This is a genomic window from Streptococcus sp. IsoGale021 (assembly GCF_031142795.1).
Lineage (GTDB): Bacteria > Bacillota > Bacilli > Lactobacillales > Streptococcaceae > Streptococcus > Streptococcus hominis.
This window is the reverse complement of the sequence record NZ_JAKZJH010000003.1, coordinates 1-24,972: the sequence shown is the minus strand read 5'-3', so window position 1 is coordinate 24,972 and position 24,972 is coordinate 1. Positions and strand designations below refer to the sequence as shown.

Annotated in this window: 17 protein-coding genes; 13 read left to right on the top strand and 4 right to left on the bottom strand. The window is 33.8% G+C overall.

The features are described from left to right. The 3 genes from RG565_RS03090 (at position 1) to RG565_RS03080 (ending at position 11,083) form a co-directional block, all read left to right on the top strand. Positions 1 to 1,467 (top strand): RNA-binding domain-containing protein, encoded by a 1,467-nt coding sequence (locus RG565_RS03090; protein WP_247937018.1) that lies wholly within the window; start codon positions 1 to 3, stop codon positions 1,465 to 1,467. A 190-nt stretch (positions 1,468 to 1,657) separates the two neighbouring features. Then, on the top strand, positions 1,658 to 10,381 hold the full coding sequence (locus RG565_RS03085; RefSeq protein WP_308937449.1) for a helicase-related protein: 8,724 nt from the start codon (positions 1,658 to 1,660) through the stop codon (positions 10,379 to 10,381). A gap of 42 nt (positions 10,382 to 10,423) precedes the next feature. Beyond that, positions 10,424 to 11,083 carry a DNA-binding protein gene (locus tag RG565_RS03080; protein WP_247937020.1) on the top strand — a complete coding sequence of 220 codons (660 nt, stop codon included), beginning with the start codon at positions 10,424 to 10,426 and terminating at the stop codon, positions 11,081 to 11,083. Positions 11,084 to 11,151: 68 nt separating this feature from the next. Here RG565_RS03080 and RG565_RS03075 read toward each other — a convergent pair whose 3' ends face one another. The 4 genes from RG565_RS03075 to RG565_RS03060 form a co-directional block, all read right to left on the bottom strand. Then, positions 11,152 to 12,483 (bottom strand): relaxase/mobilization nuclease domain-containing protein, encoded by a 1,332-nt coding sequence (locus RG565_RS03075; RefSeq protein ID WP_247937021.1) that lies wholly within the window; start codon positions 12,481 to 12,483, stop codon positions 11,152 to 11,154. A 5-nt stretch (positions 12,484 to 12,488) separates the two neighbouring features. After that, positions 12,489 to 12,839: a plasmid mobilization relaxosome protein MobC gene (gene mobC / locus RG565_RS03070; RefSeq protein WP_247937022.1), complete on the bottom strand. Its 351-nt coding sequence runs from the start codon at positions 12,837 to 12,839 to the stop codon at positions 12,489 to 12,491. Positions 12,840 to 13,228: 389 nt separating this feature from the next. Further along, positions 13,229 to 13,645, bottom strand: a complete 417-nt coding sequence (locus RG565_RS03065; RefSeq protein ID WP_308937448.1) for a pyridoxamine 5'-phosphate oxidase family protein — start codon at positions 13,643 to 13,645, stop codon at positions 13,229 to 13,231. Between the two features lie 84 nt (positions 13,646 to 13,729). Beyond that, positions 13,730 to 14,671, bottom strand: coding sequence for a YafY family protein (locus RG565_RS03060; protein ID WP_247937023.1), 942 nt, complete (start codon positions 14,669 to 14,671; stop codon positions 13,730 to 13,732). 90 nt (positions 14,672 to 14,761) lie between these two features. On the opposite strand from RG565_RS03060, the gene RG565_RS03055 reads away from it, so the two are divergent. The 10 genes from RG565_RS03055 to RG565_RS03010 form a co-directional block, all read left to right on the top strand. After that, positions 14,762 to 15,379 carry a peptidase E gene (locus tag RG565_RS03055; protein WP_247937024.1) on the top strand — a complete coding sequence of 206 codons (618 nt, stop codon included), beginning with the start codon at positions 14,762 to 14,764 and terminating at the stop codon, positions 15,377 to 15,379. Positions 15,380 to 15,658: 279 nt separating this feature from the next. After that, positions 15,659 to 16,069, top strand: coding sequence for a sigma-70 family RNA polymerase sigma factor (locus tag RG565_RS03050; protein WP_247937025.1), 411 nt, complete (start codon positions 15,659 to 15,661; stop codon positions 16,067 to 16,069). 490 nt (positions 16,070 to 16,559) lie between these two features. Further along, positions 16,560 to 16,727, top strand: coding sequence for a hypothetical protein (locus tag RG565_RS03045; RefSeq protein ID WP_009643544.1), 168 nt, complete (start codon positions 16,560 to 16,562; stop codon positions 16,725 to 16,727). 83 nt (positions 16,728 to 16,810) lie between these two features. Beyond that, positions 16,811 to 18,763 (top strand): recombinase family protein, encoded by a 1,953-nt coding sequence (locus RG565_RS03040; RefSeq protein ID WP_374989844.1) that lies wholly within the window; start codon positions 16,811 to 16,813, stop codon positions 18,761 to 18,763. 29 nt (positions 18,764 to 18,792) lie between these two features. Further along, the gene (locus tag RG565_RS03035) at positions 18,793 to 22,527 is read left to right on the top strand and encodes an ATP-binding protein (RefSeq protein ID WP_247937026.1); all 3,735 of its coding nucleotides are present in this window, start codon (positions 18,793 to 18,795) and stop codon (positions 22,525 to 22,527) included. 288 nt (positions 22,528 to 22,815) lie between these two features. Further along, on the top strand, positions 22,816 to 23,043 hold the full coding sequence (locus RG565_RS03030) for a hypothetical protein (protein WP_247937027.1): 228 nt from the start codon (positions 22,816 to 22,818) through the stop codon (positions 23,041 to 23,043). 53 nt (positions 23,044 to 23,096) lie between these two features. Continuing rightward, positions 23,097 to 23,648 (top strand): hypothetical protein, encoded by a 552-nt coding sequence (locus tag RG565_RS03025; RefSeq protein ID WP_229311651.1) that lies wholly within the window; start codon positions 23,097 to 23,099, stop codon positions 23,646 to 23,648. 2 nt (positions 23,649 to 23,650) lie between these two features. Continuing rightward, the gene (locus RG565_RS03020) at positions 23,651 to 23,899 is read left to right on the top strand and encodes a hypothetical protein (protein ID WP_247937029.1); all 249 of its coding nucleotides are present in this window, start codon (positions 23,651 to 23,653) and stop codon (positions 23,897 to 23,899) included. Next, positions 23,886 to 24,245: a hypothetical protein gene (locus RG565_RS03015; protein ID WP_247937030.1), complete on the top strand. Its 360-nt coding sequence runs from the start codon at positions 23,886 to 23,888 to the stop codon at positions 24,243 to 24,245. The genes RG565_RS03020 and RG565_RS03015 overlap by 14 nt, the downstream gene beginning before the upstream one ends. Further along, the coding region (locus tag RG565_RS03010; protein ID WP_308937447.1) for a hypothetical protein at positions 24,226 to 24,972 on the top strand (747 nt) is incomplete at its 3' end. The genes RG565_RS03015 and RG565_RS03010, both read left to right, overlap by 20 nt.

Genomic DNA, 24,972 nt, shown 5'->3' with positions numbered 1-24,972 from the left:
ATGGCAATAAAAAATCAAGATTATATAAAAAATTTAATCAGAGAGTTGATTTCTTTGCCAAGTGAAACAGAATGGGTTGAATTTAAGCATAATAACGATGAACCTCAGATGATAGGTGAGTATATTTCTGCTTTAGGCAATTCTTCAACTTTATGGGGAAGACCTAAAGCATATTTACTCTGGGGTATTGATGATAATACACATAAAATTGTAGGAACTACATTTGATTATAGGGAGAGTAAAAAAGGTTCGGAAGAACTTGAAGCATGGTTATCTCGAATGACAAATCCAAGAATAGACTTCAGATTTTATAAAACAGAAATTGAGGATAAAAATGTAGTATTACTCGAAATTCCATGTGCAGAAAAGCAGCCAATTAAGTTTTCAGGTGAAGAGTATATTAGAATTGGAACAAATAAGAAGAAGTTGAAAGAATATCCTGATAAAGAGAGATCTCTATGGGCAGCTTTTGATACAACTCCGTTTGAATTAAGAAATGCAAAAGATAATATTTCGTTTCATGAGGTGTTAGATGTACTGAATGTAGCGGGATATTATGAAAAGATGGGGGTTGCATTACCACAAAATAACAATAAAATATTGGATGATTTTACTAATGAAAAGTTTATAAAAAGAAATGATTCCGGAAGCTATGATATTACTAATTTAGGAGCATTACTTATTTCAAAAGATTTAAAGAATTTTGAGAGTTTAGCTCATAAATCTATAAGAGTAATTTGGTATAAAGAGAACAATAGACTTGACACGATACGGGAAAAAGTATTTAGTGAAGGTTATGCTATTTCATATGAGGAAATTGTAGATTATGTTTTGACTGTCATTCCACAGGAAGAGATAATTGAAGACTCTATAAGAAAAACTAAGTTGGGTTATCCGGAGATAGCCATTCGTGAGTTAATTGCCAATATCATGATTCATCAAGCTATTGAACAAAAAGGGACAAGTCCTATGGTTGAGTTATTCAAAGATAGGATAGAATTTTCAAATGCAGGTTCGCCATTGGTTTCGATAGACCGCATTGTTGATACAGTTCCGATTTCAAGAAATGAAAATCTTGCAGGATTTATGCACAAATGTGGGATTTGTGAAGAAAGAGGAAGTGGTTTTGATAAGATAGTATATGCGACAAGTAAGAATTCTATGCTTGCTCCTAAAATCGAAAATCAAAGTGATAAATTCACAAAAGTAACTCTCTATTTGAAAGCTCCTTTTGACTTGATTAGTAAAGAAGATAGAATAAGAACTTGTTATATGCAGGCTTGCTTTGTCTATGTCAATGGAGAGAGCATAACGAATAATTCGCTCAGAGAATTATTTGATATAAGTGATAAAGATAAATATAAAGCATCGAGGATAATTAAAGATACATTAGAAGCCAAACTTATTAAGCCAGTTGATGAAAATACAGCTCCGAGATATATGAAGTATATTCCTTTTTGGGCTTGATTTAAGTTGCAGTAAGTTGCAAAATCGTGATTTATGCAGTATGAATGGGAGATAAAACCTAGTAAAATAAGGATTTTTAGTAAGTCAAAACAGAAAAATTAAGTTGCAGTAAGTTGCAGCACATAGAATTTAAAGGTGATTAGAGTAAAATCTAACCACCTTTTTGTTTGGAAAAAAGAAGGAGGTAAAAATGCGAATAAATGATTTTCATAACATTTTGGAGCTTGTAAAACAAGATGTGCTTCAAAGTGAAGCAGAATATCTGAAGCTACTAAAGGTTGTCGGAAACAATCAGAGATATGACTTTAGAAGTCAGCTTAGTATCTATGATAGAAATCCTGAAGCGACAGCCTGTGCAAAGTTCGACTATTGGAGGGAACGATTTAACCGTACCGTTATGAGAGGTAAAAAGGGTATCCCAATTTTGGAGGACTACGGCACATACAAGAAGGTGGACTATATCTTTGATATAAGCCAGACGGTTTCAAGAAACAGGGATGTCAATGAGGTCAATCTTTGGAGATTTGATAAGGAAGCTCATAGGGATGTCTTAAAGGAAATGATAAAAAATGAGGGCTATGAGGAAAGTGAAAGCACCTTAGAAAATATCTTTTCTTTAAGCAGGCTTTACGGAGATGAAAAGATAGACAGTCTTATGAACGAACTTAGAGTAGCGGATGAGGATAGAATATCCTTTACCAAGTTTGTAAGGGACTCGGTAAGCTATGCGGTAGCGTCAAGATTTAAGTTAGATTATTCGATAGATTATGAGCTTTTAAGAGAGAATTTTCAAAGACTTGACAGCATATCTCTAATGAGTCTTGGTGAAAGCGTATCGGATATTAGCGGAAAGATTATTGATGCGACCATTCAGAAAAGTAAAGAGCTTGACAAAGAAGTTTTAAGAGGTAAAGAAGCAGGATATAATAAGATTAGAGAAGAAATTGAGGAGGTAGAAGAAAATGTACTTCGACGAGATGATCAGAAAAGAAATGAAAACGAGCGAGTTCTCCGAAATGGAGAGTACGGACGAGATAATAGAGAAAATCAGGGAGAATACACTAAACAGCTTGGAGGAACAGACGGATTTCATGAAAGAATTCCCGAATCCGATTTACGCAGTGATGAGACTCACTTATCTTTCAGAGAGCGAGGAGCAGAGCCATTTCGAGATGTTAGTGGATCTATACAAGGAGAAGAAGCTGACAGGACACCTGATGGATATTCAAAAACAAGCGATAGACTTTATGAGAGCGGAGAAGCCGAAACTGATGGCAGCTTGGAAGATAGAGGACGAAAACAACCCGCAGTATGGGGCAATGATTTCGGCTCTCAAAGAAGTGACCATAAAGGAAGTAGTGGAAATCTAAAAGAAAATACTGAAATAGAGATAAGAGAAGCTGATAAGGCTTCTTTTTCTTTGCCTGAAAATTCTTATGGACAGATGAGGCTTACTATTCCTCTTAATCAGAAAGATATAGACACTATCCTTATTAACGGAGGAAACCATGATGGCGGCAGACTTCCTATCATTGCTGAGTTTTCCAAAGAAAAAACAGTAGAAGAATTGGGAGAATACCTCAAAGATACCTTTAGAGGAGGAAACGGATTTTACATTGATGAAAGAGAAGTATCTTCCTGGTATTCGGATAAAGGTATTCATTTAGCTTATGGAACATCGGCAAGAGAAGATAATACACAAATTTTAAGCTGGAGTGATGCAGCAAGCAGAATAAAAGAGCTTCTTAATAGCGGTGAGTTTGCTACAAATGTAGAACTTTTAGAGGCACAGGACTATGAAAGGGATAGAATTTCAGAATCCTTATGGTATCTAACGCACGATTTAAGCGAAGAAGGAATAGAGCAAGGATATTTCAACTCTTTTGAAAGAGGTGGTGGCTTTCCGCAAGAAACGAAAAGATTATCTGAAGCATTAAAAAATCCTGAATATCTGAAAGAAACAATCAGGGAATACGAAAGATTTTTAGATGGATACAAAGAAAACAGAGATGTACTAAGGTTTCATTATCACAAGGTTGATAGCCTTTATCAAAGACTCAAGGAACTTGAGCTGCCACGAAAGGAATACAGTACCAATCTGACAGAACTTACGAAGGTAAAGCCTTTTATTACAGAAGATGAAGTCCTTGAAAGCCTTTCAAGAGGAATCGGCGTTGATAGAGGAAAAGAACGAATCACCAAGTTTTTTAAAGAAAATCATACTTTGCAGGAAAAAGCCAATTTCCTAAAAGACGAATATGGAATCGGAGGACATTCCCATGCAATTTCAGGGGCAATGGGAAGTGATGAATGGCACGATGCAAAGGGACTTAAATTACAGAAAAATGATTGTAATGATGTGTTTCTTACTTGGACAAGTGTTGCAAAGCATATCGATGAGCGGCTTTCTAAAAATCTCTATCTTGAAGAAAAAGAAACAGGAAATAAGGCAGAAATAGAAAAAACAAAAGAACCACAATATTATTCCAAAGATTATCCTGAAAACTTAATGACAGATGAAATGCTTGAAAGAGTACCGGAGCTTTACGCACAGGAGGATGTAGCTTTAGCGGATAAGCAGGTTCATGCCGCATATATTATTCCCTTTAGAAGTAACTGGACTTGGTATATGACGGAGTATGACAGGGAAAGCGGCGATGCCTTTGGACTTGTGCTTGGGATTGAGCCTGAATGGGGATATTTTAATCTTGAGGAGTTGAAAGAACTAAACGCACAAAGGCTCATTTTAGAAGATTTTCCAAAGACCTTTAGAGAACTTAAAGATACAGAGCTTATAAAACAAATGGATGAGCAGGAGCTTCAGTTTGTCTTTAATGGAGAACTTAGCTTTGAAGATAAAGTAGGGCTTGAAGCACCTGAAGAAACAGAAGAAGCTACAAAGCGTGGCACAGTTCAAGCTACCTTATTTGATTACCTCAAAGAAAGAGAAGAAGTAGAGCTGAATGAAAAAGAGGACAGACTTTTAGAAGAGTTTGCAGTTAAAGCAGGCGATACCGTCTATTTTAATCATGAAGAATATAAAGTCAGAGAAATTTCTAAAAATGAAATCACAGGAAGATATGATTTGTGGCTTGATCCTAATAGATCCGGCAATCATCAGATACCAATTGTAGCTTTTGAAGATAATGAGGACTTGCTGAATAAAATAAGTCTTGAAAGACCGCACTTTATTGTCGGTGATGAAGTTAAATACAAGGACAAAGATCATACCATCACACGCTTTGATGATATGGGAAAGAACCTAAATACGGTAACGGTGAAGGACAACACCGAGTATTTTGGCGGGATGATAACAGGCTCCGATGTCATTCCTTATCGTATGGAAAGCGACCTTGAGAGGGTATTTGAAAACCTGACATATAAACTGCCAGAGCAGACTACTGAAGAAACTCAAACAAGGAAAGCGGAAGCTCATAACTTTAAAATTACAGAAGAAACGCTCCCTGAAAAGTTATCTCCAAGCGAAAGACTGAATAGCAACCTTGAAGCAATCTCTATGTTAAATAGAATTGAAAGAGGTGAGAGAGATTTAGATATTAACGCTCAGGAAGTCCTTTCAAAGTATGTCGGCTGGGGCGGACTTGCTGATGTGTTTGATGAGAGCAAGGAGGGACAGTGGAAAGAAGCAAGAAGTTTCTTAAAGGAAAATTTATCACCATCTGAATATGAAGCTGCAAGAGAGTCTACCCTAACAGCTTTTTACACACCGAAAACAGTGATTGACAGCGTATATAAGACGCTTGCAGGTATGGGATTTAAGAGCGGTAATATATTAGAGCCAAGTATGGGAGTTGGAAACTTTATCGGAAATCTTCCTAATGAAATGAGTAAGTCAAAGTTTTACGGTGTTGAACTTGACTCTGCAAGCGGTCGAATTGGAAAGCTGTTATACCCTGAAAGTGATATACAGATTAAGGGGTTTGAAGAAACTTCCTTTTCCAATAACTTCTTTGATGCGATTATCGGCAATGTACCCTTTGGAGAATACAAGGTAAATGACAGGGAGTATAACAAAAATAACTTCCTTATCCATGATTATTTCTTTGCCAAGTCCATTGATAAAGTAAGAAACGGCGGTATTATTGCCTTTATTACATCAAGCGGAACGATGGATAAAAAGGACGAAAGTGTAAGACGCTACCTTGCAGCAAGAGCAGAGTTTTTAGGGGCAATCAGACTTCCAAATGATACCTTTAAGGGAGTTGCCGGAACGGAAGTAACATCGGACATTATTTTCCTAAAGAAAAGAGATAGTATCAGAGAAAGGGATGAGGACTGGATACACCTTGCTGAAGATGAAAATGGTCTTACCTATAACAAATATTTTGTAGATCATCCTGAACAGGTACTCGGCACAATGCGTGAAGTTTCAGGAAGATTTGGAAACACCCTTGCTTGTCTACCGAAAGAAAATGCCGACTTAAAAGAGCTTCTGACAAAAGCAAGCGAAGAAATCTCTAAAGAGGCAAAGTATGAAGAAATAGAGCTTTTAGATGATGAAATTACTTCAGTTCCTGCAACGGATGATGTCAAAAACTTTTCCTATACCGTTATTGATGATGAAGTCTATTACAGAGAAAACTCCCTATTTGTAAAGAAAGAAGTAACGGAGAAAAATAAGGAAAAGATTAAGGACTATCTTGAACTGAATACTGCCCTTAAAGATGTTATCTACAAGCAGAAAGAGGACTATTCCGATGATGAGGTAAAGAAAGCTCAAGAAAAGCTCAATGAAGTCTATGACAACTTTTCAAAGAAGCATGGCTTTATAAATAATTTAAGCAATACCAGAGCCTTAAAAGAGGATAGCAATTTCCCTCTTGTATCTTCCATTGAAATTCTTGATGAAGAAGAAAACTTTAAGGCTAAGGGAGATATTTTTTCAAAAAGAACAATCACAAAGGCAAAAGTTATCGACCATGTGGACACTTCCCTTGAAGCTCTTGTCTTATCAGTATCTGAAAAAGGCTATGTGGATTTTGAGTATATGGAAAGCCTTACAGGTAAAGACAGACCAACTTTGATAGAAGAACTTAGAGGAGAAATTTATCTAAATATCAGAGAAGAACAAAACTTTTATAGACCATTATCCTTTAACCCCGAAGATGGAGATTTGCCTTTCGCTTGTGCAAACGGTAGTAATTCATATAAGTACGGCTATGTAACAAAGGATGAGTACCTAAGCGGAAATATTAGAGATAAGATTGCCATTGTAGACAGCTACCTTGCAAAGCTAAGACAGACCGAAAGAGAGTTACCTCATCTTGGCTATGCGGAAGATGGCAAAGAAAAAGAGCTGATAAGCTATGAGATGAACCGTTTGGAATACCAAAAGGCAGAGCTTACAAAAGTTCTTCCAAAGGAGCTTGAAGCAAGTGAAATCAATGTAAGACTCGGAGCTACTTGGATACCGATTAAGGATATAGAAAAATTCATCTTTGAAACGCTTAAAACTCCGGGATATGCCAAATGGGATATTAAGGTTAAATTTTCAAACCTCACAAGTGAATGGAATGTAGAAGGCAAAAGCAGGGATAGAGGAAATGATCTTGCGGAAATGACCTACGGTACATCAAGGGTAAATGCCTATAAGCTGATTGAGGATGCCCTAAATTTAAAAGAAACAAAGGTATTTGACCAGATTGTAAATTCGGACGGCTCAAAAACTTCTGTGCTAAATAAAAAAGAAACGCTTCTTGCAGGACAGAAGCAGGAGCTTCTAAAAGAAGAATTTAAGAATTGGATATTTAGTGATCAGGAAAGAAGAAACAGGCTTGTAAAGCTATATAATGAGCGTTTTAACTCCATCCGTAACAGAGAATATGACGGAAGTAACCTTTCTTTTGAGGGAATGACCACAGAAATTGATTTAAGATCTCATCAAAGAAATGCCATAGCAAGAAGCCTTTATGGAGGAAATACCCTCCTTGCTCATGTGGTAGGAAGCGGTAAGACCTTTGAGATGGTGGCTTCCGCAATGGAAAGTAAAAGACTTGGAATGTGCAGTAAATCTCTTTTTGTCGTTCCGAATCACTTGACAGGGCAAATCGGCAGAGAGTTTATGCAGCTATATCCATCCGCTAATATTATGGTGGCAGATAAGAAAGATTTTGAGCCGAAAAACAGAAAAAGATTTATCGGCAAAATTGCCACAGGAGAGTATGATGCCGTTGTCATCGGGCATACGCAGTTTGAAAAAATCCCGATGAGTAAGGAATATCAAGAGAAGCATATTCAGGATCAGATTGATGAAATCATAAATTATGTTGAGGAATATAAGCATGACAGAAATCAGAACTTTACGGTAAAACAGCTTGAAAAGACAAAGAAAAAGTTGGAAACAAGGCTTGAAAAATTAAATGATGATTTTAAGAAAGATGATGTCATTACCTTTGAGGAACTGGGTGTAGATAAGCTATTTGTGGATGAAGCACACAATTACAAAAATCTCTATCTATACACAAAAATGAGGAATGTAGCAGGTATCGGTCAAAGTGAAGCATTTAAGTCCTCCGATATGTTTATGAAGTGTAGATATATGGATGAAATGACGGGTGGAAAAGGTATTGTATTTGCCACAGGAACGCCTGTATCAAATTCTATGACGGAGCTTTATACTATGCAGCGTTATCTTCAGTACGAAAGCCTTAAAAAGAATAATTTAGAGCATTTTGACTCTTGGGCTTCTACCTTTGGGGAAACACAGTCTGCCTTTGAACTTTCTCCTGAAGGTACAGGGTATAGAGTAAAGACAAGATTTTCCAAGTTCTATAACCTTCCGGAGCTTATGTCTATGTTCAAGGAGGTTGCAGATATTCAGACAGCAGATATGCTCAATCTTCCAACACCTGAAGCACACTATGAAGTTATTAAAACTTTGCCAAGTGAGGAGCAAAAGGAAATCCTAAAGAGCCTTTCTGAAAGAGCTGATGATGTAAGAAATAGGGTGGTTGAGCCGGATGAAGATAATATGCTTAAAATCACGAATGACGGTAAGAAACTTGCTTTAGATCAGCGTTTAATCAATCCCCTACTTCCTGATAATCCTGACAGTAAGGTTAATGTATGTGTAAAAAATGTGTTTGCCATTTGGGATAAGACAAAAGAAGATAGGTCCACACAGCTACTATTTTCCGATATGTCCACACCAAAGGGTGATGATAGTTTTAACATTTATGATGATATTAGAGATAAACTTGTAGATTTAGGGATACCAAAGGAAGAAATTGCCTTTATCCATGAAGCAAACTCCGACAAACAAAAAGATGAACTCTTTGCAAAGGTAAGAAAAGGAGATGTGAGGATATTACTCGGCTCTACTCAGAAGATGGGAGCAGGTACGAATGTCCAAAACAAGTTGATTGCACTTCATGACCTCGATGTCCCTTGGCGTCCTGCCGATTTAGAGCAGCGTGCAGGTAGAATTGTAAGACAGGGCAATGAAAATAAAGAGGTTAATATCTATCGTTATGTTACAGAGAATACCTTTGATGCTTATCTTTGGCAGACCATAGAAAATAAGCAGAAATTCATTTCTCAGATTATGACCAGTAAAACACCTGTCAGAGTGGCAGAAGATGTGGATGAAAGCAGTCTTAACTATGCAGAGATTAAGGCACTTGCAACAGGTGATCCAAAAATCAAGGAAAAGATGGATCTGGATAATGAGGTTACAAAACTTAAAATGCTGGAAGCAAACTTCAAGTCCAATCGTTACAGGTTAGAGGATAAGGTCGCAAAAAACTATCCGGAAGAAATCGCAAGGACGGAAAAACTCATTGAAGCTGTAAAGAAAGATATGGCAAATGTAGAACCTAAAGCAGAGGGTGAGGAAAAGTTTACTTCGATTACCATAAAAGGCGAGAAAATATTTGATAAAAAGGTCGCAGGAGAAAAGCTACTTGAAGCTATCAAAGCTGTAAAAATCAATGAAAGTAAGATGATAGGAAAGTATAGAAATATGGGCTTAGAGGTAAGTTATAATTTCTTTACCAATGCCCATGACTTTAGCTTAAACGGTGCTGCAAAGCATTCAGGAGAGCTTGGCACAAGTGCAGACGGTAATATCATAAGACTGGATAATGCCCTTGAGAAAATGCCTGAAAAACTGAAAAGACTGGAGGAGAAGCTCACAAGCACAAAAGAGCAGATCGAAAATGCTAAAGAAGAACTCAAAAAGCCTTTTGAAAAAGCTGATGAACTAAAGAATAAGGTATTAAGACTTGCAGAACTGAATAAGCTCCTTGATATGGGAGAAGTGGAAGAAAAGAGAAATGATAATCCGCTTATAGAAGATGTAAAAAGAGCAATCATTGACTTCTGTAATAGAGAGTACGAAGAAAATCATAGCTATGATGAATTTAATACCTTGTACCCTGATTTGAAGCATATAGGCATCGCCTATACCAATACACCCGATGAAAGGCATGGTATTCAGTATGAACTGAATTTAGAGGATAAGACATGGACTCAGTATATTGATGACACGCCAATCAAAACAGAGAGCTTTGATTACGAAAATAAGGGAGAAAATGAAGCTCTAAAGAATATGAAAAATGAAATAGAAATGTCCTCTTTTAGTGATTTAGTTTATGTTGATTCCGAAGATTTAAGAGCAGCAACGGGACTCGATATTGATGATGAAGGAAACTTCTATGATCCACTTGCAAAAGACCTCGATAATGACGGTATTCCGGATAGATATGATAATGACTTTAAGGACAGTGATTATTTTGAGTCAACCTATGATGTGGAGAACAATTTTCATATCAAAGAAGAAAACACACAAAAATCAGAGGATAAGCCGTCCATTTTAGATCAGATAAGAGCCTATCAAAATGAAAGTAAAACAGAAGAAAAGCAAAAAACAAAAGAACAGGAAATTTTAAGATAAGGGGAGGGCAATCTCCCTTTTGCCATGAAAGGAGATAAAAACATGGATTACAAAGCAATGAGAAATCAAATAGAAGATATGGTAAATGATAACCACAAGGACTTTGTAAAGGCGATTATAAGCATGGAAAAAGGCATCAATGATGAAAGTGCTTTGGACAAGCTATATGACGCTTATATGGACAATGACACCGTTAATTTACTGCATGAGGAATTTGATTACATGATTGAAGATTTAAGAGAACAGGGGCAGATTAAAGATCTTCCTTATGTTCAAGAGGAGAAAGATAATCTTGTCAATATCGTTGGAAATATTGTAGGAAAGATCGATGTAGTTGAAAGAGAAAATAAGAACGGCGAAGCCTTTCAAGTAGTAAACTTCTCTGTAGTATCTAAAGATGATGAGGGCAATAAGGTATATCATAATTGCTCCGCATACGGAGAAAAGAGTGATATTCCAAAGGACTTTAAGCAGGGAGATTTTGTTAAGCTTTTTGGACAAATCAGAACTTCTGTTGATGACAACGGTAAAGAACATACCAACATCAGGGTACTTTCTTCAAAGCTCTTAAAGGCAAAAGAACAGATGAAAGGGCAAGAAGAAAAGAAAGGGTCTGTACTTGGAGCTATCAAAAAATATCAGGCTGAAGATAAGGAAAAGCCTAAAGAAAAGAAAGAAACATCAAAAGAAGCTGAGAGATAAACTTATGGTCGGTGTGGTCTTGGGACTGCACCGACTCTTTTTTTATTTGCGAAAAAAGGAGATAAAGATTATCTCTCCATCTCCTTACCCATATAAATTCCGTAATTTTTTCGTATCTTATAAAGCTCGTCCATAGTGGATTTTGAGGAAGAATACTCTTGCATAAGGCTATTCTTTTTTTCTTGTAATTTATCAAGCTCAGCTAAAATATCCTTTGAATTTGGGAGCTTGGAATAGGATTTTTTAAGCTCTGAGAGAGCACTTTCATATAGGGTAATCTGAGCTTTGTACTCTTCAAAAAATGCCTTGTCAGACGGATTAGCAGTATATTCCTTGTAGCACACTCTGTATTTTTTAACGGTATGAACTTGCTCCATAGTGGTGGAAAGCTTCTGCATTTCCTTATCAATAGCCTTGATTTTCTCTTGTATATTTTGCCTTTCATCGGCTGCTTTTTGAATATACTCGTCAAGCTGTTTAATGGATTTAATGCCATGTTCTCTGATATAAATAACAGACTCAGCCATTGTATGAAGGTTATGTTTGGTTGCCCAATATTCGTAGCCTTTGCTTTCCTTTACCTTTGCATTGGTGTTCATGTCAATAACATTGCCGATGCGTTTTTTGACGGCGGGAGTCTTGATAAACTCTCTTTCTGCAATTCGTTCTTTTAATCTTTCTTCGGTATAATCTTCTCCGATTGTTTTAGTCCTTGTAAATCTTGCCTTATTTTTTGGCTTAAAAGCAATGTGCTTACCGTATTTGATTTCATAGCCAAGATCAGCCATCTTCTTTAAAAATTCGTCCCAGTCCTTTGACTGTTTTATCATTCTGTCAATGTCAAATTGAAGTTTACTTTTCCAAGAAGTGCCTTGTTTTGCCTGTTCGTTTTCATACCAAGATTTACCGTTAATCTTATATTTTTTCTTATAGCTTTCGTAAAACTCGTCAATGACAGATAGGCTATTTTCTTTGCAGAGTTTATCACTCTGATAACGGATTTGGTGGTAGCTTTTCTTGTTAGACTGGTAGCACCTACCTGTTACCATATTTACATTATTGAAGATGATGTGATTGTGGATATGCCCCTTATCTACGTGAGTAGATAAGACAAATTCGTACTCATCTTTGAGTATCTTTTTACACAGCTCCATGCCAATCTGGTGTGCTATTTCAGGCGTAGTTTCTCCCGGTAAAAAGGATTGAATAAGATGCCTTGCAAGAACATTTCCCTTTGTTCCTGCATCATTTCGTGTCCTTAAAAATTGTGTATGGGCAGTTTCTTGATGGCATTTATGAGTGCTTACTAAAAGCTGCTCGTCTGTTTTATCTCCATTTACAATGTAGTCGATAGCAAGATTAAGAGTCGATTTTATTGGGTGTATTTTTGTAATAGCCATAAAAACTAATCATCTCCTGATGTTCTATTAAGAAGTAGTGAATGAATTTGCCATAACTCTTTTGAGAAATGTTCAATCTGCTTTTTCATATCGTTTATATCGTCTTTATAGATTATGCCTGTCGAATTTACTCGCTTTGCAATCTGATTGATGTTGTTTGTAGCGTTGGAAAGTAATCCTTGTAAATCTCGAAAAGGCTCTAAATCTACTTGATATATTTCCTTTTCTAAAACGCATTTGCGGATGAAATGGCTCATGTTTCTACACTTCGCAAGTCTTTTTTTCTCTGCAAAAAGAGCCTTTTCTTCTTCAGTTAGTTTAATTTCAAGTCTTTCGTTTCTTGTTCTATTTGCCATAGTTAGTTCCTCCTTTGAATGTATTTCGGGGTCTTAGGGTTCTCCCTAACAAGCTAAAAATTGATAAAAAAAGAAGCAGATCCCCAAGGGCTGCTTCGTCAATTTTCCGTAAGTGTCCGTACACTTACTGTGCTTGCTACAAAAGAATGATTAGGGAAGCAAGCATTAAGCAAATTTTAAATTTATAACAAAATTATATCATATTATCCTCAGCGGTTAAATATCTTGGTACACAGACCAAAGCAATGCAAGTGTTATAGTTCAGCCTGGAATTGAAAAAAATGAGGGTGACTGGAAGATTATAAAGCAAATCTTATTAACAATTAAAAGACCTGAAAAATAAAAGCTTATTAATCTTCAGGTTTTTACCTTGGTAAATAGGTTACAATTTACAGCTGTAATGTTTTAATTGTGTCTAAATCCTTTGTAACTATAGCCGTATCAAATCTTACTTCAAATAAAATCAAGGATTTTCCTGCATATTCTATAGTATCTTTATAATCCGGAATTTTAGCAATAAATTGCTCAGCAATATCAAAAATAGTTTTGGAACTTTTTTGAACTATCCCCTTAGATTTAACATGTTCATTTCCTGAGTGAGGAATTGTGGTAAATGCCACATATGGATTTGATTTTATTTCTTTGATTTTGTCGTTTCCTTTAAAAGACGAAAAGTAAAGTATATTTTCAGCCGGCTCAAAATAAAAATTTACTATTCTCACATTTGGAACATTATTTACAGATGTTGCTAAAGCTATTTCTGTTTGTTCAGCCATAATTTTTAAAAATTCTGTTTTTGTATTCATTTCAGAAGACCTCCTTTTTTGGATGCTTTAATTATACAGAATAAAAGTATCAAATTCTGAAACCTTTAAAATTTAGCTACAAACTTAAAGAGATTTGATATAAGTCATATTATCTTCTATTTTTTTAATAATCAATTCTTTTAATTCAGGTGGATTAATTGAAATAATTTCTTTTCCAAAAATAGAAAAGTAGCTTGAGATAAAATCTTCCTCATTTTTGTTGTAGTATCCTTTGATAATCGGTGTATTGTTACACCAAATTAATGACATTGATGGATAATTTTCTTTTATAAATAAATCTACACCTTTTTTTGTTATATTTACTTCAAAATCAGTAGAATTCTTTTCTTTGAAATTAGTTTTTTTCAAAGTTTCAATTCTATAGTTGTCAACAGGCTCTTTATTTTCATTGATAGATAAAGAAAGAATTTTATCACAACGAAATACTTGCATTTTGTCATTATCATAATTATATGTTGTCACATACCATTGACCAAACGATGTAGATATATTCAAAAATTGTACAGTGTATTTATAATCATTATTTTTGCTTTTATAAGTAATATCACATACAGAATAGTTAATTGATAAATACAATATATCTTTCAAAAATGGACAATTATTCACTTGCTTTAACGATGCAAAGCTGAATACTGTTTCCATTCTGTCCAAATTCAGCTTATGTTCTTTAGAGATACAGGATTCAAATTTTAGTTTTAGTTTCTGTAGGTCTAAATCAAAAGGAGTAGATTGATACTCTTTTAGTGTCAGCATGGAGAAGTACATCGCATACATTTCATCAGTGGTAAAAATAATAGGTGAAAGTAATCGGTTTTTTAAAATTCCATATCGTCCATACCTGCCATGTTCCGAAAATATTGGCATTCCAATCTGTTCTAAAGATTGAACATCTCTAATTGCAGTGCTTCTTGAGATATTATATTTCTCCATCAAATCTGTTAAGTTAAAATAGCTCTTATTATTTAAATATATCATCATATCATTAAGTCGCTCTGATTTATTCATTCAAACATCTCCTCTAAACATAAAGGTGTCATATTTTGAAACCTATATACATTATACTATAAGTGAAAGAAAAATATGAGGTGAAAACAAATGGTCAGAAAATTATTTTTAACATCTTATTTTAAAGAAGTAGCTACTTTTCTTCCTGAATTTGCAGGTGAATTATATGAAAAAAAGATAGTGTTTATACCAACAGCAAGTAATGTTGAAAAAGTTAATTTCTTTGTGAATTCAGGAAAGAAAGCGTTAGAAAACTTAGGGGCGATTGTTGATGTACTAGATTTATCAACGGCAAATGAAAAGGAGATGAAAGCTAAGATAGCTGATAACGACATAATCTATATTACCGGCGGAAATACATTCTTTTTATTGCAGGAAATGAAGAGAACAGGTGCAGACGTACTAATTAAAAATGCAATAAATTCGGGGAAAATTTATATAGGGGAATCTGCGGGAGCAGTCATTACAGCTCCTAATATTGAATATATAAGTTCTATGGATAGTATAAAAAAAGCCCCCAATTTAAGTAATTATGAAGCACTTAGGATAGTAGATTTCTATACTGTTCCTCATTATTTGAATTCACCTTTTCAAAAAATAACAAGTAATATTGTAGAACAATATTCGACAAAATTAACCTTGCAACCAATAAGTAATAACGAGGTTGTTTTGGTGAAAGGTGATAAGTTAACGATTCTGAAAAAATAGTGTAGGAACTTTAGTGATATTTTATGGAGTACCCATGAGAGGAGTAAAAATGGATTAAACAGTAATGGAGGAATTTACAATGTATTATTCATGGTCTATTAATATTATGAAGATAGTTCATAGATCTTTTTGATACAGGAAAATATAATAAAAAATTAAATATAAAATCTTTTGAAAGATATAGCTTCTTTCATTTTAGAGGACTTCTTATGCCTATGTGCAGAAGTCCTCCTTTTTTGTCTAAAAACAAGCAGACAAAAAATAAATGGAGGAAATAAAATGCCAAAAGAATATTACCTTTATGTCAACGGACAAAGGGTTAAAGTCAGCGAGCAGATATATAAAGTCTACTGGCGAGAAAAAGAACACGAAAAGTATTTAGAGCAGGTGGACAAGAAAAACCACTTGCTCTTTTTTTCATCGTTGGATCATGACGGACACTATATAGATAATATTGTTGATGAAAGTGTTGATGTAGAAAAGATTGTGGAAACACAAATGATGATTGAAGCAGTCAGAAGTGCTATATCAAGGCTCAATGCAGAAGAAAGAGATATTATTGAACGCTTGTATTTCAATGATGAAACTATTCGTTCAGTAGCAAAGCTCAAAAGTATTACACATCCAGCTTTAATCAAAAGAAGAAACAAAATTCTTGAAAAGCTGAAAAAAATTATCGAAGAACTTTAAAACTTCGGTAACCAAAGGGGTCAAATTTTCCTTATGTAAAGTGAAGGGGAGTTTGACCTCCTTTACTTTGATAAGAGATATAGCCTATTTATGCAAACAGGAAGATGTAAAGAAAATCCCTTTCAAATATTTGTTCTTTGACAACTGAATAGACCATGACGGGACTTTTAATTACTTAGTGAGCGTAAGAAATTTACGCCAAGACTTTCCTGCTGAAAAAATTCGGTTTAAATGAATACTGTCAAAGATAAGGATATAAGGAAACGAGCGATAAATAAATTTTCTTAAAGCAAAGAACAAGGATACTTTGTGAGCTATGACCTGAGTAATGATAATGATACTTCTTTAGTGAAAGCCGGCTCATCTTAACAGGGGCGGTGGTGAGATTCCAATGTTGCTGATCCAAAGCACCCGTCAATGTCATGAAACTTAGTCAGATAAGAAAGCTATAGATTGATTATATAAGAGTTTGAAGAAAGGGGGTGTGCCTGTGGATAGAGACTGGGATGGATTGGCTGATTTGATAGCAAATCTTATTACAAAGTATGCTGGTGTTTTAGATTTGGATGATCTGCCAGATCCAATACCAGTAAGTAATAACATTGAAAATGAAAATATTTTTGACATGGCAAAAACACAGATTGAGAAAAAGAAATAAAAGTGCTATAATATACTTGAGATATAAGTCCAAACTTTTTTAGAAACTATAAAGATATAGAGAAATATATTGAGGTTAATGCTATGTCAAAAGAAAAAATAAAAGTATACCTCTACACAAGAGTATCTACATCAATACAGATAGATGGCTATTCTTTAGAGGCACAAAAATCAAGAATGAAGGCTTTCGCTCTTTATAATGATTATGAAATTGTTGGAGAATACGAAGATGCAGGAAAGTCTGGAAAATCTATTGAGGGAAGAATACAGTTTACTCGCATGATGGAAGATATAAAATCCGGAAAGGATGGAGTATCTTTTGTTCTTGTGTTTAAGCTGTCAAGATTTGCAAGAAATGCTGCTGATGTTTTATCAACTCTACAAACAATGCAAGATTTTGGAGTCAATTTGATTTGTGTTGAGGATGGGATTGATTCATCTAAAGATGCAGGTAAATTGATGATTTCAGTTTTATCAGCTGTGGCTGAAATTGAAAGGGAAAATATTCGTGTTCAAACGATGGAAGGGCGTATTCAAAAGGCAAGAGAAGGCAAATGGAATGGAGGGTTTGCTCCTTACGGTTATCAACTGATTGATGGGAAATTGATAATCAATGAGGAAGAAGCAGTTGCGATACGAACTATTTTTGATCAGTATGTAAATACAACCATTGGAGCCAATGGACTTTCTAAATACTTAGAAAATCATGGTATAAGAAAAATTCCAAGACAAAATGGGAAAAATCCATTGTTCGACGCAGGTCTTATAAGAAAGATATTAAAAAACCCTGTATATAACGGGAAAATAGCCTTTGGAAGAAGAACTTTAGAAAAAGTTCATGGAACAAGAAATGAATATAAGCAAGTTGAACAAGATGAATATTTAATAGCTGAAGGTATTCATGAAGCTATAATTTCTGATGAGCTATGGCAAGCAGCTCAAGTTAAGTTAAAATCTCAAGCAAAGAAATATGAGCATGTGAATAAAGGGAAAGATACACGCACACATCTGCTTTCAGGAATTGTAAAATGTCCAATATGTGGAGTGGGAATGTTTGGAAACAAGTGTATTAAGAAAAAGAAAGATGGTACAAAGTATAAAGATTTTTATTACTATGGCTGTAAACATAGGCATATGATAAGAGGTCATAAATGTACTTACAATAAACAAATCAGAGAAGAATTGTTAGATGATGCAGTTGCTGAGGTAATTATAAAGATAGTAAGCAATCCCAAATTTGCTTCTATGATGCAAGAAAAAATTAACATGAAGGTAGATACCTCTGAAATAGAAAAAGAGATAGATAATTACCAGAAAGAATTGAGGAAGAGTCATTCTACGAAATTTAAGCTAATTGAGGAAATAGATAATTTGGATGCTGATGATAAGCACTACAAACGAAGAAAACAAGACTTAGACGATAGACTTTATCGTATGTATGATAAGATTGAAGACTTAGAATCATTGTTAATTGATGCGAAAGCAAAGAAACAAACTATTGAAGCTGAGAAACTTACAGGAGATAACATATATAAGATTTTGATCTATTTTGATAAACTTTACAAGGTAATGAATGATGTAGAGCGTAGACAGTTAATTACAGCTTTGATTTCTGAAATTCAAATTTATGAAGAGAAGCAACCAAATGGACAATGGCTAAAATCCATTACTTTTAAGCTACCTATCATTGATGAGGATCTAAATATAAGTTTGGACAATGATGAGCATGTTGAGACAATTGTGTTGCTTTCAAAACTAGATTCTAAGAAATATATTAGTGTAGAACTTCCGATGGATGATATGGATTTAACAAGTGCTGAAAGTAAGGCAACATATAAACAAATTCAAAACTATGTTTTGGAAAAGTTTGGGGTTAAAGTATCTACTCTGTACATTGCACAAGTTAAGAAAAAGCATGGTTTAGAAGTTAGGGAACACTATAATATTTCAAAGAACGAGAACCAGAAAGTTCTACAGTGCTCAATTGAAAAGGAAGAAGCTATTTTGGATGCGTTGAAGCACTTTAAGATGTTGTAATATTAAAACAATAGGGGGGATTATAGACAGTGGCTAATATTGAAAGTATTAAACAAAAAATACTACAACTGGATGCAGGTTCATTTCAAAATCTTTGTGATTCTTATTTATATAAAACGGGCTATCCGAGTATAGTATCTCTTGGTGGAGAAGCAGGTACACGAAAGACCACTTTAGGTACACCTGATACATATTTTATTGCATCAAATGAAAAGTATGTTTTTGTTGAATACACAACTCAAAGGACAAACTTATTTGCAAAAATTAGGGATGACCTTGAAAAATGTCTTGATACAGCAAAGACAGGTGTTCCATATGACAAAATCTCTGAAATTATTTATTGTCATACTTCATCAAACCTTACACCCTTTCAAGATAGTGAAGTAAAAAAACTGTGTGAAGATGTTGGAGTTAAGCTTGTAATTATCGGAATTGATAAGCTTGCAGAAGATATATATCTTTTCCATCATAATCTTTCACGTGATTTTTTGGGAATATCAATAAGTACAGATCAAATTCAATCATATGATGAATTTATTAATAGTTACAATGCAAATAGAATGGCTGCTCCAATTGACACTAAATTTCTATTCAGAGAAAAAGAATTTCAAGATATCATCAATGCTTATCTTAAAGTGGATGTTGTTATACTTAGTGGTTCATCAGGTACGGGAAAAACACGTTTAGCTTTGCATTATGTAAAAAATCATGCAGATGCTAAGAATGAAAAGACTTACTGTATTCATAGTAATGCATTACCAATATACGAGGATTTAAAACTTTTTTTAGATAAACCAGGAGATTATTTTCTTTTTATTGATGATGCCAATCAATTGTCAGGACTGCAGCATATTATCCGATACGTTAGTATGAAACCAGAGGGATATAATGTAAAAATACTTATTACAGTAAGGGATTATGCACTTCAAAAAGTGATAAACGATGTTCGAGCAATCACTTCTTATGAAATTGTGAATGTAAATGTATTTTCAGAGAATGAGATTAAGGAATTACTTGAAACTTCATTGGGCATTTTGAATTCAGACTATCAAGAACGAATTATAAGAATTGCAGAAGGAAATGCTCGTATTGCTATACTTGCTGGGAAAGTAGCATGCAGTTCAAATCGTTTGGAGTCTATTGATGATGTGTCACAATTATATGAAGACTATTATGGTTCTAATTTAGAAAATAATCAATTTTTTATAGACAAAAATCTGTGTATAACTTCTGGTATAATTGCTTTTCTTGAAGCAATTCATTTAGATTATATTGATGCACTTTTACCAATTTTACAGGAAAAAGGGTTAAATCGAGATAGTTTCATTGAAAATATCCGTATGCTTCACGAGCGGGAGATTGTCGATATTTGTAATGATAAAGCTGTTCGTTTTTCTGATCAATGTTTGTCTAATTATTTGTTAAAATATATTTTCTTTGACAAAAAATTACTTAGTTTGTCGAAGATGATTAAAGCTTGCTTTTCAAGTTACAGAGAGAGAACTGTATCTTCTGTTAATACGTTACTTAATATTTTTAAAAATAAGGCACTTTTAAATTTTGCTGAGAAAGAAATAAAGTTATTATGGGATGAATTATCAACAGAAAAATCGCCAATCTTCTTTGAATTTGTAAAAGTCTTTTTTCGCATTAATCCTACGGAAACACTTTTGCTTTTGCAAAATGAAATTGAATCTGAAGAAAGAGTGATTTGTGAATGGATCGATATAGATACTGAAAAAAGAAAAAATTATCAACATGTGGAAAATGATATCATTAAAATTCTTGGTGGATTTGCAGATATGACTGATTTACCAACCGCTTGTGATTTGTTTTTTCAATATTATCTAAAGCGACCAGATTTATTTATGGAATTTTACCATGCAGTTAATATATATTTTGGTATTCAGAGGGCTTCTTTTCGTAATAGTTTTTACACTCAAATAACTTTTTTTGAAAAAATAATAGAATATTCAAATGATTGGAAACAAGAATTTATTGTAATAATTTTTTTGCAGATAGCAGAAGAATTTCTGAAGTTAAATTTTTCTCCAGCGGAGGAAGGACGAAAGAATGCAATAACCATATATCAGATTCCATTAACTATGTCTAAAGGTGTTGAAAAATATCGTGAGTTAATTTGGGAATCGTTAACTTCTTTGAGTAAAATTGAAAAGTATAGAGAAAAAGTTAGGGAAATTCTTAGTTCTTATGGTGGCATTATTGCCGATATAAGCATTCCTGTTTTACAATTTGATTTAAAATATATTGAATTAATTTTGAAGTTAAATTTTCCACCAGATAAATTGGCAAATTACCTTTTAGCAGACAAAATAGTGCAAGTTTTTAGCAGAATGAATTATTATTGTGAATCCTTGTTTTCTGAATATTTTGAAGGAGAGAGCTTTCAATTATATTGTCTTCTTAAAGGACCAGATTATAAAGAAACTGGTTATGAAGAAAATAGAAAACAAAAGCAGCAATCAATTAATCATTACACTTTGAATTGTGATTTACAGATATTTAAGAAGTTAATTGATGTTTGCAACGGTATTTCTGAGCTAGATAACCATTCATATTGGGAGGTCGGTGAAGGATTAGGCATTGCCTTTGATGCTATTTCCGATAAAGCAGATTTGTATGTTGATGCAATTAAATATTATATCAAAAACGATACACCAAACAATTTACATCCATACCATCTAGTAGACAATTTATTTTCATTATTATCCGATTCAGAAGTGTATGAAATTATTATTAGTGAAGAATATAGTCAGAAAAATGCTTGGACATATGCATATTATCATGAATTACCGCCGGGATTAATTACAGAAAAACATTTACAAGGGCTTTATGATTTTTTGAAAGATACTTCTGACAGATATATTACCTCATCATCAATGCGTGATGTAGATTTTCTGGATAAGTATAATGCAATAGATGAATTAGCATTAATAGAAGGTTGCAAAATTATTTTGGATAAAAAAGAGTATTCCTCTTTTATCGTGGATATTTATTTTGGCTTGTTATTTAATTATCATCATAATACACCAAGGGAAGTGATTCAGAAATTTAATTGTAATTTAGAATTGCTTGAAGAAATATACTATGCTATGTTGTCATATGATAAACATCATGATTATGACGGACAATTTTTGAAGGAAATATATTCGGTTAGACCTTCTATACTGGACAAGTATATAGATTATTTAATAAATAGTGACTCTTTTAGTGACCATCAAGAAAAGCATTGTTGCTTTTTTGATTTGGACGATTTTGTAGAAATATATAATAAAATCTTTGAGCAGTTGATAAGAAACCGTCAATATTCTAGGTTGTCAGTACCGTATTTTTTAGAATCTTTATTATTGCCAAAGCAAAATGAGAAAAAGCTGTTAGAAAGACAAGATATGTGGATTCGACAATGTATTCAACGATTCTTCAATGATGAAGCAAAAATGTATTGCCTATTTTCAGTTGTGTCAAAATTAGAGTTCAAAAGAAAAAAAGAGTATATCTTGCTCTTTCTTAAGAATAATCCGTTGTTCGAAGACTTTGAAAAAATACCATTAACACCTACTTCTTGTAGTTGGTCAGGTAGTGCAGTACCTATGTATTCAGCTTGGATTGGATTTCTCGAATCATTGTTACCAAATTTTATAGGTTTAAAGTGGATAAAACATAAAAACTATATTGAAACAAAAATTGATGATTTACAAAAACAAATCGAAGCGGAGCAGATAGACGAGATTTTAAGAGGATGATTTATAAATACAAAAAGACTGTATAAATATATAAGTAAAACTATCTGTGAATTGACATTTCATGATGGTTTAACCTACAAATAAAAACAAATTTATCTAAATCTTATTTAAGGTTTAAAAAACATTATGGATGTTGGAGATGTTATTAAGACTGGTTTGGACAATGGTGAGCATGTCGAGTGTGTTGCTCTGCTAGTCAAGGAAGATATAAAATAGTTAGGAGAAAGGGTATAAAAAAGGTTATCTAGAAGGTAATTAGAGCGTAATAGTAAAAATGTGGAGGAGAATATGGAAAAGAGTACAGAAACTATTGAAGATATTTTAGAGGCATATCAACAAGCTGATGATGATGCAACAGAAATTTTATCTTATATTAATTCTATTTCTAAACCAGTGGAACTAAAAGAATCATCCTTACCCTCATTGGTTAAAAATCTCGAAAATAAGGAATCAGATGTTACAAAAAAATATATGAGTTATGCATCCATAGTCGGGGAACGGTCGCAGCAGCAGTAGGAACTTCAGTTACCACAGGAATGTTTTCCAGCGGGCTAGCTACTGGAGGGGCAATGGCAGTTGGCGGACTGGGATTAGGAATGATTACTGGATTAAATATTGTATCGATTCCAGCATTGGCATTGCCACTCGCATTAAAAATGTTAAGGAATGCAAAAGTAAAAAGATATCAAAAAGATAACCAAGAATCAATGAGGCAGAAGAAGAAACTTGAAGAAGGAAAAAAGAAACTTACCATTTGGATTTCTAATTTACAACAGCGTGTAACAGAATTAGATGAAATAATGCATAAAGATATGAGTAATAAATTCACTGAATACAAAGAAAAAACAAAGAAATTTGCACAAGATATTTCAATACAGATTGATGATTTTCTTAATGTAGATGTAAATAAGAGAATTTTGAAATATAACGAAGTTATTTTGAAGCAGTATAAATTACAAAAAGACTTGGAAGAAAAAGTAGATTTTTTGTTTGATGCATATAATAAAATGCATGCTGAAAAACAAGAGTTAGAAAGGCAGATAAATTGTTTAGTCAAACTCTTGAATGCTATAAATTGTCCAGCATCTGTAATCAATAAGGCCTTGAATGAGGAGACATAAATATGATTTCGTATAGAGAAAAAGAGATGATAATGGTCATGAAATTTATGGCTGATCATTCTAGTGATTTTGCAGAACAGCGTATGGATACTCATAAGAAGATGACTGGTAGCGAAGCGGTTGTCGAATCAATTAATATACTTCCTGAGATATCGAATTATGCCTCTTTAGTAGAGTATGTTAACAGCCAAGGGTATGATACGATTTTAAGAATGGAAGATTTATTATCTGAGGAGGATGGCTCAACTTGAGAAAGAATACGATGATATTGAAAGTAAATTCAAAAGTCTAACAGGTTTGAATAAAACAGATGTTCTTTTTATTTTTATTGCAGTAGTATTGCAAATGATTCGTCAATTCTTACAACCCTCTGTTAATTTTGATGCATTCAAAAGTAAGAAGAATAGACCGTCACACAATACTACCGCTGATGAGGCTAAGAAATCTGTATATGATAAGGATAAAGCAAGTACCATGAAGAATAAGGCGGAGAGCGACAAAACAAAGGACTCAAGATATTATCATGCCTCAGTTCAAGAAATAGCAGATATAAATCATGTTCCATACGATGTGGTGAGTGGTACAAAAAAAATTTAATGTGAAGCTTAGCGGAACGAATCATAGAGCCAAGACATTAGGACATGATCCTTGGTTGGGTTATTTATTTGGAACTTGTAATATTTTAACAAATACTATGTCACTTGGAAAAGACAATGCATTTCGTACATTACATGTAGGAAAGGACACATCGGGTAAGCTAGCTGCTATAGCTGAGGCAAATCCGATAAAGATGTTTGAATATACGGTAAAAAGATATAAAGAATCAAAGGCAACAATAGGTATAGCATTTATTAAGAAAGCCTACCATATTAAATCTGACGAGTATTCGAAAGAAGGATTAAGCTTACCATTTTTGCAGTTGTTGGTAGATTCGGATATTATCAAGGAATTATGTGAGTCAGGAATAGACTATGCGAAATTGGATTTTTTGGGATCAGTCGGAGTTCAGACAGCATTAGCAGAGATGATTAATTACGTAATTTCTGTTGCTCACAGAATTACGATTATTTGCGAAGAAAATAAAAAGAATAACGAAACGATAACTAAAGATCAGTTACTTCAATCACTAAAGAAAAATGTAACTTTACATGAAGTGAGAACAAGAAAAGTTATTATAATTTCTGAAAGCATAGCGTCTTTGGTAAATGCTGGTATTGTACTTATTGCAGTAAAGAGAGGAGCTGGAGATTTGGTGAAAAAGGTTGATATTGGGGGATATATTTCAACTATTTTTCACTTGTTTAATGATATTAGATTTATTACA